The sequence below is a fragment of the Glycomyces sp. MUSA5-2 genome (assembly GCF_037034145.1).
GTDB classification, from domain to species: Bacteria; Actinomycetota; Actinomycetes; order Mycobacteriales; family Micromonosporaceae; genus Glycomyces; species Glycomyces artemisiae.
In genome coordinates this window covers 290696-305983 of sequence record NZ_JBAGKG010000002.1, presented here as the reverse complement: position 1 = coordinate 305983, position 15288 = coordinate 290696, and the positions used below count along the sequence as shown (strand labels likewise).

The 15288-nt window shown below is 72.2% G+C and carries 16 protein-coding genes; 7 read left to right on the top strand and 9 right to left on the bottom strand.

Annotated features, from left to right (window positions below; translation table 11 throughout):
* Positions 1–12 precede the first annotated feature (12 nt).
* The 3 genes from WA640_RS07125 to WA640_RS07115 all read left to right on the top strand — a co-directional run bounded on the left by WA640_RS07125 (position 13) and on the right by WA640_RS07115 (position 3812).
* The gene (locus tag WA640_RS07125) at positions 13–924 is read left to right on the top strand and encodes a glycine betaine ABC transporter substrate-binding protein (protein WP_335986859.1); all 912 of its coding nucleotides are present in this window, start codon (positions 13–15) and stop codon (positions 922–924) included.
* Between the two features lie 317 nt (positions 925–1241).
* Entirely contained in the window at positions 1242–2546 is a 1305-nt protein-coding gene (locus WA640_RS07120; RefSeq protein ID WP_335986858.1) for an alginate lyase family protein, read from the top strand.
* A 153-nt stretch (positions 2547–2699) separates the two neighbouring features.
* Complete coding sequence (locus WA640_RS07115; protein ID WP_335987549.1) at positions 2700–3812, top strand: DUF5685 family protein; 1113 nt, start codon at positions 2700–2702, stop codon at positions 3810–3812.
* Between the two features lie 19 nt (positions 3813–3831).
* Here the strand turns inward: WA640_RS07115 and WA640_RS07110 are convergent, their stop codons facing one another.
* The 4 genes from WA640_RS07110 to WA640_RS07095 form a co-directional block, all read right to left on the bottom strand.
* On the bottom strand, positions 3832–4554 hold the full coding sequence (locus WA640_RS07110; protein ID WP_335986857.1) for a hypothetical protein: 723 nt from the start codon (positions 4552–4554) through the stop codon (positions 3832–3834).
* Positions 4555–4618: 64 nt separating this feature from the next.
* On the bottom strand, positions 4619–5791 hold the full coding sequence (locus tag WA640_RS07105) for a class I SAM-dependent RNA methyltransferase (RefSeq protein WP_335986856.1): 1173 nt from the start codon (positions 5789–5791) through the stop codon (positions 4619–4621).
* 64 nt (positions 5792–5855) lie between these two features.
* A complete protein-coding gene (locus WA640_RS07100) occupies positions 5856–7802 on the bottom strand; it encodes an amino acid permease (protein ID WP_335986855.1) in 1947 nt (648 codons plus the stop codon).
* Positions 7803–7870: 68 nt separating this feature from the next.
* On the bottom strand, positions 7871–8899 hold the full coding sequence (locus WA640_RS07095) for a S66 peptidase family protein (RefSeq protein WP_106364871.1): 1029 nt from the start codon (positions 8897–8899) through the stop codon (positions 7871–7873).
* Positions 8900–9067: 168 nt separating this feature from the next.
* Here WA640_RS07095 and WA640_RS07090 point away from each other — a divergent pair, with 168 nt between their 5' ends.
* The 3 genes from WA640_RS07090 (at position 9068) to WA640_RS07080 (ending at position 11621) form a co-directional block, all read left to right on the top strand.
* The gene (locus WA640_RS07090; RefSeq protein WP_106365143.1) at positions 9068–9733 is read left to right on the top strand and encodes a potassium channel family protein; all 666 of its coding nucleotides are present in this window, start codon (positions 9068–9070) and stop codon (positions 9731–9733) included.
* On the top strand, positions 9733–10401 hold the full coding sequence (locus tag WA640_RS07085; protein ID WP_106364872.1) for a potassium channel family protein: 669 nt from the start codon (positions 9733–9735) through the stop codon (positions 10399–10401). Before WA640_RS07090 ends, WA640_RS07085 begins: the two co-directional genes overlap by 1 nt.
* Positions 10402–10502: 101 nt before the next feature.
* Positions 10503–11621 (top strand): lytic polysaccharide monooxygenase, encoded by a 1119-nt coding sequence (locus tag WA640_RS07080; protein WP_335986853.1) that lies wholly within the window; start codon positions 10503–10505, stop codon positions 11619–11621.
* A 54-nt stretch (positions 11622–11675) separates the two neighbouring features.
* Here the strand turns inward: WA640_RS07080 and WA640_RS07075 are convergent, their stop codons facing one another.
* From WA640_RS07075 to dut, 4 genes are read right to left on the bottom strand one after another with little or no spacing between them, the layout of a single operon-like run.
* Positions 11676–12398, bottom strand: coding sequence for a DUF3159 domain-containing protein (locus tag WA640_RS07075; protein ID WP_335986852.1), 723 nt, complete (start codon positions 12396–12398; stop codon positions 11676–11678).
* A 31-nt stretch (positions 12399–12429) separates the two neighbouring features.
* Positions 12430–12804 (bottom strand): OB-fold nucleic acid binding domain-containing protein, encoded by a 375-nt coding sequence (locus WA640_RS07070; protein WP_106364875.1) that lies wholly within the window; start codon positions 12802–12804, stop codon positions 12430–12432.
* Complete coding sequence (locus WA640_RS07065) at positions 12804–13547, bottom strand: DUF3710 domain-containing protein (RefSeq protein ID WP_181245815.1); 744 nt, start codon at positions 13545–13547, stop codon at positions 12804–12806. Before WA640_RS07065 ends, WA640_RS07070 begins: the two co-directional genes overlap by 1 nt.
* On the bottom strand, positions 13540–14016 hold the full coding sequence (gene dut, locus WA640_RS07060; protein WP_106364877.1) for a dUTP diphosphatase: 477 nt from the start codon (positions 14014–14016) through the stop codon (positions 13540–13542). Before dut ends, WA640_RS07065 begins: the two co-directional genes overlap by 8 nt.
* A gap of 137 nt (positions 14017–14153) precedes the next feature.
* On the opposite strand from dut, the gene WA640_RS07055 reads away from it, so the two are divergent.
* Entirely contained in the window at positions 14154–14630 is a 477-nt protein-coding gene (locus WA640_RS07055) for a DUF3093 domain-containing protein (RefSeq protein ID WP_106364878.1), read from the top strand.
* A gap of 91 nt (positions 14631–14721) precedes the next feature.
* On the opposite strand, the gene WA640_RS07050 is transcribed toward WA640_RS07055, so the two are convergent.
* Positions 14722–15018, bottom strand: coding sequence for a DUF4193 domain-containing protein (locus WA640_RS07050; protein WP_106364879.1), 297 nt, complete (start codon positions 15016–15018; stop codon positions 14722–14724).
* Positions 15019–15288: the final 270 nt, after the last annotated feature.

The following is a 15288-nucleotide window of genomic DNA, read 5'->3' as shown; positions in this document are numbered from 1 at the left end:
AAAGCAGGAGACATGCAACGACGTTCGATCATGAAGGGCGCCGTCGCCACCGGTGCGACCGCCTCCCTGGTCCTGGCCGGATGCTCCGTCGAGGAGGAGCCCGGCGACGCCGCCGCCGAGGGCGTCGACTTCGGCCTGCCCGAAGGCGAAGGCGAGATCGTCATCGGCTACATCAACTGGGACGAGGCCGTCGTCGCCACCGAGCTGTGGCGCCAGGCCCTCGAATCCGCCGGGTACACCGTCACCACGCAGGAGTTCACCGAGGTCGGGCCGCTGTTCGAAGGCCTGTCCTCGGGCGACCTCGACGTGTTCCTCGACGGCTGGCTGCCGATCACCCACCAGACCTACATGGACACGTACGGGGACCAGCTGGAGCAGCTCGGCACCTGGAACGAGAACGCCGCGCTCACCGTCGCAGTACCGACCTATGTGGACGTCGACTCGCTGGAGGACCTCAACGCCAACGCCGACCTCTTCGGCGGCCGCATCGTCGGCATCGAGGCCAGCGCCGGGCTCACCGAGGCCGTGCAGAACAGCGCGATCCCGACGTACGGCATCACCGACCTGACGCTGGAGACCTCTTCGACGACGGCGATGCTCACCGAGCTCGACTCGGCCATCGCCGCGGAGGAGCCGATCGTGGTGACCCTGTGGCAGCCGCACTGGGCGTACGCGAAGTACGACCTGAAGAACCTCGCGGACCCGCAGACGACCCTCGGCGAGGCCGAGACCATCAACGTGCTGGCGCGCACCGGGTTCAGCGAGGAGTTCGCGGATGTCGCGGGCGCGCTGGAGACGTTCGCGATGAGCGACGAGCAGCTCGCGGACCTGGAGAACCTGGTGTTCGCCGAGAACGGCGGCGACGTCCAGGCCGGGGTCACCGCGTGGCTCCAGGACAACGAGTTCAAGGACCTCATCGCATAGTGCCCGCGCGCGGCGCCACGGCTCCGGGGCATTGGGGGCCCCGCGGCAGGAACGAGGACTGAGCCGCCTCCAGCTGCGGCGCACGCGCGCGTCGGCCGTACGCGGCCCGGCCGCCCGCCCCCACAGGCGGCGGCCTCCGGTGCGGGACCGGCCGATCCCCGGTCCCGCACCGGCACAGTCCCAGAGCGTTCGTTTGTATTGAAATATGTTGATGGGTCGGTTATGCTGGCTCACGGCAACCGGTCTCAGGACCGGGGGCCGCCAGGTTGGCGGTGGCATTCCCCGGCATCGCGCACCGCATGGCGCATAGGAGCACCATGTCGTACGACAACCACAGCAAGACCGGAACCCCGGTTCAGGGCCCGAGCCTCAAGCGGCGGCGCCTGATCCAGGGCGCGTTCGCCGCAGGCGGCCTCGCCGTCGCGGGCGCGGGCGGCCTCGGGCTCGCCGCAGCGCAGGAATCGTCCACTGAGGACGTCTCGGCCCTGGCCGTCCACCCCGGCCTCCTCCACACCCAGGCCGACTTCGACCGCATGAAGGCCAAAGTGAACGCGGGCCTGGAGCCGTGGCTCTCGGGCTGGAACAAGCTCATCGCGAACTCCCACGCCCAGAGCACCTGGACCGCCCGGCCCACCGCCACGATCATCCGCGGCGGCGACGGCCAGAACTACCCCCAGCTGTACAACGACATCCACGCGGCGTACCAGAACGCCCTGCGCTGGCGCGTTGCCGGAACGACCGCCCACCGCGACAAGGCGATCGAGATCCTCAACGCGTGGTCGAACACGCTGACCACGGTGACCGGCAACGCCGACCGGTTCCTCGCGGCGGGCATCTACGGCTACCAGTTCTGCTGCGCCGCCGACATCGTGCGCGGCCAGTCCGGGTTCGACCTGGGCGCGTTCCAGGACATGATGACGAGCATCTTCCTGCCGATGAACAACTCGTTCCTCACCAACCACAACGACGCGTGCATCACGAACTACTGGGCGAACTGGGACCTGTGCAACATGGCGTCCAAGCTCGCGATCGGCCTCATCTGCGACGACAACGCCATCCGGGACCAGGCGATCGACTACTTCTGGAACGGCGAGGGCAACGGCTCCATCGAGAACGCGATCCCGTTCTTGTACTCGGGCGGGCTCGCGCAGTGGCAGGAGTCCGGGCGCGACCAGGGGCACTCGATCATGGGCATCGGGCTCATGGCGACGTTCATGGAGATGGCCTGGAACCAGGGGATCGACCTGTACAGCGCCAACAACAACTCGTTCGCGAAGGCCGCGGAGTACGTGGCGCGCTACAACCTCGGCAACACCGTGCCGTACACGACCTACAGCTGGGGCACGGGCCAGAACTGCGCCTACAGCGAGCAGACCGTCATCGGCTCGGGCGGGCGCGGCCAGGTGCGGCCGGTGTGGGAGATGGTGTTCCACCACTACACCTCCCGCAAGGGCTTCGCGATGCCGAACGTGGCCAACATGTGCGGCGCGAACAGCCCCGAAGGCGGCGGTGGCGACTACGGCACCACCTCCGGCGGCTTCGACACCCTCGGCTTCGGGACCCTCGCGCACGTGCGCCTGACCTGGGACGAGATGCCGGACAACCTGACCCCCTTGGGGTAAGGCCCGTTGCGGCCGGGCGCGGTGCGCCCGGCCGCCCGGGACGCGCGGACCGTTCGCGTAGCAGGGAGCCGGTAGCATCCCCGGGCAGGACCCGCCTTCAGCCGCCGGCCCCGCCGGCGCGCTGCCGACGAGCTAGGAGACCCGTTGTTCGGCATGCTCGCCCCCTGCCCGTCCCGCACCCCCGACGACCTCAAACCCCGCTGGATGGGCCACTTCTGCGGCCTGTGCCTCGAACTGCGCGACGACGCCGGGCACCTCGCCCGCCTCACCACCAACTACGACGCGCTCGCGCTGTCGGTCCTCGTGGAGGCCCAGCTCGGCGACGAGGCCGACTCCCGCAACGCCGGGCCGTGCGCGCTGCGCGGCATGCGCCGCCAGACCGTCGCCACCGGCGGCGGCCCGCGGCTGGCCGCGACCGCCTCGCTCCTGCTCGCCTCCGCGAAGCTGCGCGACCACGTCGAGGACGGCAACGGCATCGCCGCCCGCCCCGGCGCCCGCGGCCTCGCCGGGATGACCGCGGACCGCTTGCGCGCCAAAGCGATCGGACTAGGCGAGTCGATCGCCCTGGACGTCGAGCCGCTCGTCGCGGCCATCGCGGGCCAGCGCGAGGCCGAAGCCGCCTGCGGGCCCGGGACCGCACTCGCCGAGGTCACGGCCCCGACCGAGACGGCCACCGCCGAGCTGTTCGCGCACGCCGCGGTCCTCGGCGGCAGGCCCGAGAACGCCGGGGCGTTCCGCAGGGCCGGCGCGGCGTTCGGCCGCCTGGCGCACCTGCTCGACGCCGCGGAGGACTTCGACGACGACGCCGCGAAGGGCGCGTGGAACCCGTTGGCCGCCACCGGGACCGGTGTCGAGGGCGCGCGACCGCTGGTGCGCGGGGCCCTCGCCGACCTGCGGGCGGCCCTGGAGTCGGCGTCGCTGGTCGACCGGACGATGACGGGCCTGCTGCTGGACCGCTATGCGCACCATGCGGTCTCGCGCACATTCGGCTCGACCTGCGCGACCTACCCGGCCGCCGAGCGGCGCGAGTACCGCCGCTACCGGGAGCGCCGCCGCGACCGCGACTACTACGACCACGACCGGTACCGGCCCGAGGGGCGGAACTTCTTCGCAGGGCTCTGCGCGTTCACCTTCCTGTGCTGCACCTGCCAGATGTGCTGCCGGGAGCACTACGAGGGCCCGTGGTCGCGCAAGCGCCGCGAAGGCTGCTGCCGGGACGGATGCGACTGCTGCGACTGCGACTGCTGCCCGTGCGGGTGCGACTGACGCAGGGCCGCAGGCGGGTTCAGCGCGGCTGCTGCGGCCAGTTGTACTGCGGGCCCGGCTGCTGCTGCGGCGGGCCGGGCTGCGGGGGCCCCGGCTGCTGCGGGGCGCCGTAGCCGTACGGGGCCTGCGCTCCCGGGCCCGCGGGGTCGCGCCACTGCGGCGGCGGGGCCTGCGGGGCCGCGGGCGGCGGGGCGTCGGTTCCCTTGCGGCGGTTGCCGGGGCGGTCGAGCCACGCGCGCACGGGCTTGGTGAACGCGAGCACCAGGATCAGCAGCGCGGCCGTGATCTGGAGGATCGCGGGGACCACCGTGAACGGGTTGAAGACCCGGAACAGCGCGATGAGGGCCAGTGCCCCGAGTCCGATATAGATCGGAAGCCGCGGGTCGTCAGAGCCGAAGCGGCCCAGGGCCTCCCGTGCGACCGCCCAGATGAGGACGAGGTTCACGGCAGCGGCCAGGATGCCCAGCGCGATGCTCAGACCCGCGGAGCCGGTGAGGCCGAGCAGGGTCGCGACCACGGTGGCGGCCAAGTGGATCCACAGCGTCTGGAGGATCACCGTGACCTGCTTGGGCCGGTCGTCCTTCGGGAGGACGCCCCAGCGCTGGCCCCAGGTGGGCGGCGGCGGCAGGACCGGCCCGGTCGGCTGCCCGTACTGGACCTCCCCCGGGTCCTGCGGCCGGTACTGGAAACCGGGGGCCTGCGGCGGGCGGTTCGGGCCGGGCCCGGTGGGAGTGTTGGTCATCGATCGGCTCCGAGGCGTGCGTTCCGTTGCGGCGACAGGCTACCTCACCCGACCATTGTGCGCCTCAGTCGACCGGCTCGAAGAGGGCGACCGTCTCGAAGTGCTGGGTCATCGGGAACGCGTCGAACGCGCGGATGCGTGTCAGCGCATAGCCTTCGATCGCGAGGTCGCTCGCGTCCCGCGCCAGCGCGCCCGCGTCGCACGCCACGTAGCAGATCGCGCGCGGCCGGGCCTCGCCGAGCGCCACGACGACCTCGGGCCCGGCCCCGGCGCGGGGCGGGTCGAGGACGACGAGGTCGACCGAGCCGAGGTCGGGGGCGATGGAGGCGACGTCGCCGTCGATGGCCCCGGCGTTCTTGAACGCGGCGAGGTTCGCGGCGGTGCGCGCGGCGGGCGCGTTCTCGACGGCGATGACGCGGCCGGTGTCGCCGACGGCGGCGGCGAGGCCGCTCGCGAAGAGCCCGGCGCCCGCGTACAGGTCCCACGCGGACTCGCCTTCCCGCGGCTGGAGGAAGTCGAGCGCGGTCTCCAGGAACGTGGGGGCGGCGGCGGGGTGGACCTGCCAGAACGCGTCGAAGCCGATCTCGAAGGTCGTGTCGCCGACGGTCTGGTGGAGGAGCTTGGGGCCGCTCTTGTGGTGCGGGCGGGCGGTGCGGCGCAGCTGGGTGTAGACGGCGAGCTGCTCGTCGTCGGCCTCGACGACGCCGACGGCGCCCATGCCGTCCCAGGTCCGGTCGAGCACGTCGGCTTCGCGGAGGCGCTCGGAGGCGATGCGGCACCAGTCGATGTGGACGAGCTCGTGCGACTTGTGCTTGCGGAGCCCCGGGCGGCCGTCCTCGTCGACGGCGTACTGCATGCGGGTGCGCCATGCGAGGGGCCCGCCCGGAAGGGCCTCGACCTCGACGCCTTCGAGGAGGGCCGGGTCGATGCCGCCGATGCGGGTGAGCTGGTCGAACAGGACCTTCGCTTTGAGGCGGCGCTGGGCGTCGGGGCTGGCGTGCTGGAAGTCGCAGCCGCCGCACTTGCCGGGCCCGGCCCACGGGCACGGGGGCTCGACGCGGTCGGGGGAGGCGTCGAGGACCTCGACGGCGTCGGCGAACGCGAAGCGCTTCTTGCGGTCGGTGATCTCGATGCGGACGCGCTCGCCGGGGAGGGCGTGGCGCACGAAGTAGACCTCGCCGTCCACGCGGGCCACGCAGTGGCCTCCGGCCGCGACGTCTCCGACGGTGACGATCATGGTGTCCTTCTTCCTCCCGGCCCGCGCCGGGCGCGGCGGGCCGCACGCAAGGATACGGGACGCGCTATTTGGGGATGCGGCGCAGCGGCGGCGGCTCGGTGCTGTCGCCGAGGATCCACGGCACGGTGCAGACCATGACGCCGGGCTCGTACTTGAGCTGGCGGTGGAGGGCCTTGGTGGTCTGGTTGTGGAGCAGGCTCGTCGACCAGTTGAAGTAGCCGCGGGAGAGGCGGCCTTTCTGGGGGCCGAGGCCGACGACGTACTCGGGGAGGTAGACGGTGACGACGTCCCTGGGGGCGTCGCGGCGGCGGGCCTTGACGTAGTCGACGATCGGGCCGGTGATCTCGCGGTAGGGCGAGTCGAGGACGGTGAGGGGCACGCCGATGCGGCGGCGGTCCCATTCGGCGACGAGGCGGCGGGACGCGGCGGCGTCGACGTTGACGGTGAGGGCCGTGACGGTGTCGGGGCGGGTGGCCTTCGCGTAGGAGAGCATCCGCATGAGCGGCAGGTTGACGCTGGAGGCGAGGACGATCGCGTGGCTGCGCGAGGGCAGCTGCGGCTTGCCCTTCGGGTGCTCGATCTCGCCGCGCACGGCCGCGTAGTGCCGGCTGATGGCGCGCATGAGGAGGTAGCAGCCGCCGATGATGAGGACGGCGATCCAGCCGCCGCGCCGGAACATCGTGAACGCGACGATCACGAGGACGGCGGCGCACGCGAGGACCGCGGCGACGGCGGTGGCGCGGGCCCGGCGGGCGCGGGCGCGGCGGGCCGGGTCGCGTTCGACGTCGAGGACGCGCCGCCAGTGGCGCGACATCGCGGCGTGCGACAGGACCATCGAGAGGAACACGCCGACGACGTACAGGCCGATGAGCTCGAACGCGCCGCCGCCGTAGAGGACGACGAGGAGCGCGGCGGCGACGGCGAGGATGAGGATGCCGTTGGAGTAGACGAGGCGGTCGCCGCGCTTGTGGAGCTGGCGGGGCAGCAGCGAGTCCTCGGCGAACACCGACGCGAGCTGCGGGAAGCCGACGAACGCGGTGTTCGCGGCGAGCAGGAGCACCCCGGCGGTGGCGAGCATGACGGGCCACCGCACGGCGGGCGAGGCGCCGAAGGCGGCGTCCGAGAGCTGCGCGAGGAGCGGGTACCCGCGCGCTTCGGGCCCTTGCGCGCGGACGAGGAACGCGAGGACCACGGTGCCGGTGAACAGGGCGACGGTGGCCGCGCCGACGGTGGTGATCGCGGCGGCGGCGTTGCGCCCGCGCGGGGGCCGGAAGAAGCGCACGCGGGTCGTGAAGGTCTCGACGCCGGTGACGGCGACCGACCCGGCCGCGAAGGCCCTGGCGCACAGCAGGAACAGGGCCGCGGAGGTCCACTCGGCCTCCTCGGCGGGGGCGGGCGCGGAAGAGGTCAGGTCCTCCCCCGCGGCGAGGCGCGCGAGGCCGGTGAGGACGATCGCGGCGACCCCGGCGACGAACGCGACGGTGACCGCGGCGGCGACGCGGCCGGAGACGCGCAGGCCCCGCAGGTTGAACGCGGCGAGGAGCGCGATCGCGGCGGCGGCGAGCCATTCGCGCCACGGGTGCAGTCCCGGCATGAGCGCGTCGAGGGCGGCGACGGCCGCGGCGGTCGAGACGGCGACGGTGAGGATGTAGTCGAGGACGAGCGCGGCCGCGGCGAGGCGGCCCGCGCCGGGCCCGAAGTTCGCGGTGACGACCCGGTAGTCCCCGCCGCCGCCCGGGTAGGCCTGCACGGTGTACCGGTAGGAGGCGATGACCGCGACCATGACCGCCGCGACGGCGAGGCCGGTCCACGGCGACAGCGCGTACGCGGCCGTGCCCGCGACGCCGAGGACGAGGAACACCTGCTCGGGGGCGTACGCGATCGAGGAGATGGGGTTGACCGCGAGCAGCGGGATCGCGTACCGCTTCGAGAGCACGAGGGACGATCCGCGCCCGGAGGCGAACGGCTCGCCCACCAGCAGCCGTTTGAGGACCGCCCACGACCTTGTCACGGCCGTAGCGTAGCGTCCCGCGGCCGGGCCCGGGGCCGCGAGTTTCCCCGCGGCCCCGGTCGCGCGCGCTAGTCCTTCACGGCCGCTTCGACAGTGAGCGTCCCGGCATCGGTGTCGAGCACCGCCTCGGTACCGAGGGGCACGACGCGCGGGTCGAGGTCGTGGCCGATCTTGAGGCCGCCGAGGACGGGCACGCCGAGGTCCCCGAGCTTGTCGAGCAGGACCTCGTTCATCGTCCACTCGCCGGGCTTGTGCTCGTCGAGCGGGTGCGGCACGAACTGGCCGACCGCGATCCCGGCGAGGCCGTCGAAGTGCCCGGCGCGGATGATCCGGGTGAGCATGTTGTCGACCCGGTAGCGGGCCTCCTCGACCTCTTCGACGAGGAGGATCGCGCCGTCGAGGTCGGGCCAGTTGGACCGGTCCGGCTCGGCGGCCATGAGCGAGAGGTTCCCGCCGAGGAGCTTCCCGGAGGCGGTCCCGGGGACCTCGACGCCCGCGGTGGACTCGGCCGGGTCGCGGGTGAGGACCACCGGGTCGGCGGTCATGATCGCGGCCTTCAGGGACTCGGCGGTCGCGGCGGTGTTGTTCGAGGACCACGCCATCATCGGCGAGTGCAGCGTGGGGATGCGGGTCTGCTCGGCGACCGCGAAGTGCAGCGCGGTGATGTCGGAGTAGCCGATGACGAGCTTCGGGTGGTCCTCCAGGGCCTCGACGTCGGCGCCGTCGATGATCCGGGTGGTCCCGTAGCCGCCGCGGACGGTCATGAGCGCCTTGGCCTCCGGGTGCGCGAGCGCGTAGTTGAGGTCGGCGAGGCGGTCCTCGTCGGGCGCCGAGAGGTACCCGAACGTGTCGAGCGCGTGCTCGGTGAGCTCGACGCGCAGGCCCCAGCTCTCCAGGATGGCGGTGCCGCGGGCGACGGCCGCGGCGGTGGAGGGCCCGCCGGGGGCGGGGACGACGACGAGGTCGCCGGGGACGAGCTTCTTCGGCTTGCGGCCGCCTTTCGCGGCGGCGGGCGAGGCCGTCGCGGCGGCGGCGACGGCCCCGGCGGCGATGCCGCCGATGAGGGCGCGGCGGGACAGGGACGGGTGGTGTGCCATCAGTGCTCCTTTGCGAGAGTGGGAGGTCCACTGTCTAGACGCTTTCGGGCGCCGGATGTTGCAGGGTTCGGGCGGGAATTCCGGAATGTTCATCCCGGACGCGAGCGGGGCGCGCCCCTGGCGGGCGCGGTAAGGTCACTGCACGTCCGATCGAGGGGTGGTGTGCCGGTGCACGTGGTCATCATGGGGTGCGGGCGCGTCGGCTCGTCCCTGGCGCGCAGCCTGGTCGAGCGCGGGCACACGGTCGGGATCATCGACCAGGACCCGAAGGCGTTCCGGCGGCTGGGCCCCGACTTCGACGAGACCACGGTGCGGGGCGTCGGGTTCGACCGGGAGGTGCTCGCGAAGGCCGGGATCGGGCGCGCGGACGCGTTCGTGTCGGTGTCCTCGGGCGACAACTCGAACATCATCGCCGCGCGGGTCGCGCGCGAGAACTACGGCGTCCCGAAGGTGATCGCGCGGATCTACGACCCGCAGCGGGCCACCGTGTACGAGCGGCTCGGCATCCCGACGGTGGCGACGGTGCGGTGGACGGCCGACCGGCTGCTGCGCCACCTCGTGCCCGACGGGCAGGAGGCGCTGTGGCGCGACCCGACGGCGACGCTGTCGCTCATCGAGGTCATCTGCGACGAGGGCTGGTACGGGACGGCGCTGTCGGCGCTGGAGCAGGCCACGGGCCACCGGGTCGCGTACATCAACCGGTTCGGGCGGGCGGCGCTGCCGACCGCGTCGACGGTCCTCCAGGACGGCGACCAGGTGTTCATGCTCGTCGCCGACGGCGACGAGGCGGGCATCAAGCGGATCGCGGGCGCGGCCCCGCAGGGGGGTTCGTGATGCGGGTGGCGATCGCCGGGGCCGGGAACGTGGGCCGGTCCATCGCGTCGGAGCTGGTCGGCAACGGCCACCAGGTGCTCCTGATCGAACGGGACCCCGATTCGATGCGGCCCGAGCGGGTCCCGGACGCGGAGTGGCTGCTCGCCGACGCGTGCGAGCTGGAGAACCTGCGGCAGGCGCACCTGGAGATGTGCGACGTCGCGGTGGCGGCGACCGGCGACGACAAGGTGAACCTGGTGGTGTCGCTGCTGTCGAAGACCGAGTTCGCGGTGCCGCGCGTGGTCGCGCGCGTGAACCGGGCCGAGAACGAGTGGCTGTTCAACGAGGAGTGGGGCGTCGACGTCTCGGTCTCGAAGCCGCGGCTGCTGGCCGCGCTCGTCGAGGAGGCCGTGAGCGTCGGGGACCTGGTGCGGCTCCTGACGTTCCGCCAGTCGCAGGCGAACCTCGTGGAGATCACGCTGCCCGCCGACGCCCCGCACGTGGGGCGGCGGGTCGCGGAGGTGCCGCTGCCGCACGACGTGGCGCTCGTGGCGGTCATCCGGGGCCGGCGGGTCATCGCGCCCACGCCCGACGACACCGTGGAGGCGGGCGACGAGCTGGTGTTCGTGTGCCACGAGGACGCCGAGGACGCGACGCGGGCGGTCATGCTCGGCAAGTCCCGCTTTTGACCGCACGAGCCGACGAAATTCCCCCTGGTGGGGTTTACTTCCGGTCCGCGCCCACGTTACATTGAAAGTTCTCAATGTTCCTATATTTTGGGAGCGCTATCATGCTCAACTTCCGAAGACGAGGCGTCAGCGGCACACGGCTGCGCAGCCTCATCGTCCTCATCGCCGCGCTGTTCGCGGCCGGGACCGCCGCGGTCCTGTTCGTCCAGCCCGCCTCCAGCCACGGCACCGCCATCGGCCCCTCCTCGCGGCACTACAGCTGCTGGGAGCGGTGGGGCTCGGACTTCCAGAACCCGGACATGGCGCAGGAGGACCCGATGTGCTGGGCCGCCTGGCAGAACGACCCCAACGCCATGTGGAACTGGAACGGCCTCTACCGCGAGCAGGTGGGCGGCAACCACCAGGCGGCCCTGCCCGACAACCACCTCTGCTCCGGCGGCCTGACGGGCGGCACCCGGTACGCCCCCCTCGACGACCCCGGACCCTGGAAGACCACCCAGGTGAACAGCAACTTCACGTTCACCAACTGGGACCAGGCCAACCACGGGGCCGACTACTACCGGATCTACGTCACGAAGCAGGGCTACGACGCCGAGACGGACGCGCTCGACTGGGCCGACCTCGAACTGCTCGCCGACACCGGCGACATCGACCCGGGCGTCGGGCGCACCCCGCCCAGCGGCGGCGGCACGCTCGTCGACATCCCGGTCTCGGCGCCCGGCCGCTCGGGCCACCACGTGGTCTTCATGATCTGGCAGGCCAGCCACTTCGACCAGTCGTTCTACTCGTGCTCCGACGTGTGGTTCGGCGACGGCCAGCCCGAGGAGCCCACCGGCGGGCCCACCACGGGCGAGCCGACCGGCGGCCCCACGAGCGGCGAGCCCACCGAGGAGCCCACGACCGGCGGCCCGGCCGCCGGGTACGCGTGCTCCGCGTCGGCCACCGTCAACTCGTGGGGCTCGGGCGCCACGGTCAGCGTGAAGGTCAAGAACACCGGCACGCAGGCCATGCACAACTGGATGCTCCACTGGACCTGGCCGTCGTCGGGCGTGACGGTCAGCCAGATGTGGAACGCCGAGCACAGCACCATGGGCGGCGTCGAGATGGCGTCCCCGGTCTCCTGGAACGCGGCGGTCGCCTTGAACGGCACCGTCGAGTTCGGGTTCAACGTCTCCGGATCGCTCACGAGCGCACCGGAGTTCGAGTGCTTCCCGACCTAGGCGGACACTGAGAACGGCCCGGAGCGTCCGCTCCGGGCCGTTCTGCGCACGTCTCTAGGCCGCGTTGGGGGACGCGGCGCCCGCGGCCTCCACGGCCTTCATGTGGCGGCGCACCGCCCAGATCGTGAACGCCGTCAGCGCGATCGTCACCGGCCAGCCGCCGAACAGCGTCACCAGGCCCAGCGCGTTCTCCGCGTCGATCCAGTACAGCCACACCCGGACCGCGTTCTTGACGAGGAAGACGATCCCCCACAGGATCGTGATGCGGCTGAGCACGTCCACGAGCGGTTTGTTCTGCCGCCACTCCTTCTTGCCGCCCTGCGCCACGACCGCGTAGATCCACCCGATCACCGGGTGGCGCACCAGCGCCGAGACGATGAGCAGGACCCCGTAGACCGCGCCCTGGATGATCCCGGGGAGGTAGAAGTTCCGGGCGTCCTCGGAGCGCCACGCCAGGAACGCGCCGAGCGCGATCCCGAAGAGCCCGTTGAGCGCGTGGCGGATCGACTCCTTGCGCAGCGCCCGCCAGGTCGCGATGCCCAGCGCGCTCGCCGCGGAGAGGATGATCGCCCACTGGAGGCCGCTGAGCGGCCCCATCTGCTCGGGCAGGAGCGGGTTGAGGACCACGAACAGGGTGATCGGGACGGCGGCCTCGACGACGCCCTTGACGCCGCCGAGCTGCTGCGAGAGCTGCTCGGTGAACGGCGGGAGCTCGTCCGGGTCGGCCCCGTCGCGGGTCTCGGCGTCCGTTTTGCGGCTCGGCGTCTCGGTGCTCAAAGCGGGCCTTCCAGATCGGGACGGTCCGCGCTCAGGGGCGCAGCTCGTAGGTCGGGTTGTAGATCGCGAGGCGTCCGTCGCCCAGCCGGCCGACCCGTCCGCGTGCGACGAGCCTGGTCCCGGCCTCCAAGCCCACGATACGCCGTCGGCCCATCCAGACCAATGCGACCTGACCGGTGCCGTCGTAGAGTTCCGCCTCCACGGACGGCGAGCGGCCGTCGGTGCGGTGCACGACGGCCCGCAGGCGCCCGGCGACGACGGCCAGCTGCCGCGCCTCCAGGTCCGCGAGCGGGACCGCGTCCGGGTCGGTCTCGCGGCGGACCTCGGCGGCGAACAGCTCCTGGTGCGGGACGGCCAAGCGCCTGAACCAGCCGCGCAGGCCGCTCCGCGCGGGGGCGGCGTCCACTACCGCTTCGGGCGGGGCGAGGGCTTGCGGCGCACCTGCGGCCGCGGGGTGTCCCCGGCGGCGATGATCGCGCGCGACCCGTCGCCGCCCTCGGCCTTGCGCTGCGCGATGCGGGCGGCGGCCTCCTCGGCCATCTTCGGCGGGAGCTTCAGCGGCAGCGGCTCGCGCACCGGCATGGCGATGCTCCCGCGGTCGATGACGAGCTTCGTGAGGGCCTCGTCGAGCTCGGGCGCGGCGTCCTCGTCGAGGGCGCGCTGCCCCTGGAACGTGGCCTGCACGAACCAGCGGGGGCCGTCGACGCCGCAGAAGCGCACCGAGTTCACGCCCTTCTTCGTGGCGACCTTCGCGATGAGCTCGGTGCCCCAGCGGCCCTCGACCTCCTCGGTCTCCCCGCCCTGGCCCTTGACGGTGGCCGCGAGCTCCTCGCGGATCTCGGGCCAGATGCCCTCGGAGCGGGGGGCGGCGCGCACGAGGAGCTGGAGCGCGGACGCGCCCGTGGTGAGCAGGACCTGGCTGATGTTGCCCTTGGCGTCGGTCTGCGCCTGGAAGCCCACGCCCTTGGGGACGGGCAGTCGGATCGCTCCCAGGTCGATGCGCCGGATCTCGTCCTCGGGGGCGTCGGCGACGTCGTAGGGGCCCTCGGTGGCCTCACGCTCGTAGGTGTCGCCGCTCTCGGCCAGCGAGTCGAGGACCGCGCCCTCAGCGGGGCGCTGCTTCTTCGACCCCCGTCGCCGTTTAAACACGTTCGCTCTCCTCTGCAAGTCGGCGGTGCCCGCCGGTGGATCCGTGGCCGCCCGTGCCGCGCGCCGTGGGCGCGAACTCGTCGACTTCGGTGAAGCGGGCTCGCACCACCGGTTGGACAACCAATTGTGCGACACGGTCGCCGCGTTCGATGACGGCGGTCCGCTCGGGGTCGAGGTTCACGAGGTTGATCTTGATCTCACCGCGGTAGCCGGAGTCGATCGTGCCGGGCGCGTTGACGATGGTCACGCCGAGGCGGTGCGCGAGCCCCGACCGCGGGTTCGTGTACCCCACGTGCCCATCGGGGATCGCCACGGCCACACCGGTGCCCACGAGCGCGCGCTCCCCGGGCTTCAGCTCCACGCCCTCCGCGGCGTACAGGTCGGCGCCCGCGTCGCCCTCGTGGGCGTAGGCGGGGACGGGCAGGTCGGGGTCGAGCCGCCGGATGGCGACCGGGACTTCCGCGGTCATCGGGTTCCTCTCACTCGCGCCGCACGCCGCGTCACGGGTCCGGCTGCGCACATTTACGGCTCCGCCCCGGCTTCCACCTTGAGTGTCGTCTCACGGTGGATACGCGTCGCCGAGGGGGCGGGGATATGGTCTCAGACATGAGGAGTGGGGAACGGTACGCCGAGCGCATGAGCCTCCCGGTGGCGGGCTGGCTCGCCGTCCTGGCGCTGGCGGTGATCGCCGCGGCCCTGTCGAACATGGGCGACCTGCGCTGGTGGCGCGTGGCCGCCAGCGCGGTCGTGCTGGTCGCGCCCCTGGTCGGGGCCTGGTGGCTGGGGCGGCTCCCGGTGCGGGTGGTCGAGGAGTCCGGCGAGGTGTGGCTGCACGTGGACGACGCGCGGCTGCCGATGTCGGCCGTGGCCTCGGTCGAGGTGCTGGAGCCCGTCGCGTACTCCGACGCGCTGGGCGTGGCCCAGCACCCGCTGGCGTTCGCGGTGCAGCGGCCGTGGCTGAACCGGGGCGTGCGGATCGTCCTGGACGACCCGGAGGACCCGACCCCGTACTGGATCGTGTCCTCGCGCCGTCCTGAGCGCCTGCGCGACGCGATGCTGGCGCCGGAGTCGGCCGCAGTCTGAACGCGAGGTGAACGGGCCCTCCCGGACAAGCGAGACGGCCCGCGGAACGCTCCCGCAGGCCGTGCGCTTTCCGAGGGGTCGATCTTCGCGCTTACGCGCAGTCCTTGCAGATCGGCTGCCCGTTCTTCTCCTTGGCGAACTGGCTCCGGTGGTGGACCAGGAAGCACGAGGAGCAGCGGAACTCGTCCTGCTGCATGGGCAGGACCTTCACCGAGAGCTCCTCGTCGCCGAGGTCGGCGCCGGGCAGCTCGAAGTTCTCGGCGACCTCGGCTTCATCGACATCGACCGACCCCGATTGATCGGTGCGGCCCTTCGCAAGGGCCTCGATGCCGTCGGGCCCGGCGCTCTCTTCCTTGTCCCGGCGGGGGGCGTCGTAGTCGGTTGCCATCGTTTTCCACTCCCATTGGTTTTGCAATCGTGGCACCGGATCCGGGCTCGGGGTGCCGCCGTCGTGCTCGGGTACACGGCGGCTCGGCTCGGGTTCGGCGGGTTCGGTTCCTCCGTGCAGGCGGCGTACCTTACCGCGTGCAGTCCATTCCTATACACGATGCCCCCCGCTTTTTCATCCCTGTTGTGGCGAGAAACACTTTCTTTAGGAGGGCTGCGAGTGTACCGCCTCTCGCCCACGAAGACGACCCGCGCACGATAGCCTCTCCAT